Origin of the sequence: Streptacidiphilus sp. EB103A (genome assembly GCF_041261405.1) — a bacterium.
GTDB lineage: Bacteria > Actinomycetota > Actinomycetes > Streptomycetales > Streptomycetaceae > Streptacidiphilus.
The window spans coordinates 1-1,138 of record NZ_JBGCAQ010000062.1; the positions used below are offsets into that span (position 1 = coordinate 1).

Sequence of the window (1,138 nt, forward strand, 5' to 3'; positions counted from 1 at the left end):
CCAGGATCGGCGCCGAGTGGAACGAGCACACCGACACCCGCACCGCGCTGCGCAACGGGCACCGCGACAAGACGCTCACCACCCAGGCCGGGGACCTGGGGCTGGGGATCCCCAAGCTGCGGTCGGGCAGCTTCTTCCCCGTCCTGCTGGAGCGGCGCCGCCGGATCGACCAGGCGCTGTTCGCGGTCGTGATGGAGGCCTACGTCCACGGCGTGTCCACCCGCTCGGTCGACGACCTGGTCAAGGCCCTGGGCTCGGACACCGGGATCTCCAAGAGCGAGGTCTCCCGGATCTGCCAGGACCTGGACGGCCAGCTGACCGTGTTCCGCGAACGGCGGCTGGACCACGTCCGCTTCCCCTACGTCTACCTCGACGCGACCTACTGCAAAGCCCGGGTCGAGCACCAGATCGTCTCGCGCGCGGTGGTCATCGCCACCGGCATCACCGAGGACGGCGGCCGCGAAGTGCTGGGCGTGATGGTCGGCGACAGCGAGAGCGAGGCCTCGTGGACCGCGTTCCTGCGCTCCCTGCGCGAACGCGGCCTGGGCGGGGTGCGACTGGTCATCGGCGACCACCACCTCGGACTGGTGGCAGCGATCCGCAAGGTCATGCTCGGCGCCGGCTACCAACGATGCCGCGTCCACTTCCTGCGCAACGTCTTCAACGTGATCAGCAAGGACGCTGCCGAGATGGTGGCCGCCACCATCCGCACGGTCTTCGCCCAGCCCACCGCCGCCGCGGTCCGCAGCCAACTCGACACCGTCGCCGACATGCTCGGCACCCAGTTCCCCAAGGTCAAAGAGATGCTGCTGGAATCCAAGGACGACCTGACCGCGTTCGCAGGCTTCCCCGAACGCCACTGGAAGAAGATCCAGTCGACCAACCCGCTGGAACGCATCAACCGCGAGATCAAACGCCGCACCGACGTCGTCCAGGTCTTCCCCAACGACGACGCCCTGCTCAGGCTCGTCACCGCCGTGCTCTTCGAACTCCACGACGAATGGATCGCCTTCCCCCGCCGCTACCTTCCCGAAGCCAGCATGGAAGAGCTCTACCCCACCGAACTCCCCAAGGGCGCCCCCGCACTACCCAACACCACCGCTGACTGATCGGCTACACCACACCAAGGGACGCGATC

The 1,138-nt window shown here is 67.8% G+C and carries 1 protein-coding gene; it reads left to right on the plus strand.

Annotated elements, in window-relative coordinates; genetic code table 11:
* On the plus strand, window positions 1-1,109 hold a 1,109-nt coding region (locus ABH941_RS40895), incomplete at its 5' end, for an IS256 family transposase (RefSeq protein ID WP_370138611.1).
* Window positions 1,110-1,138 lie beyond the last annotated feature (29 nt).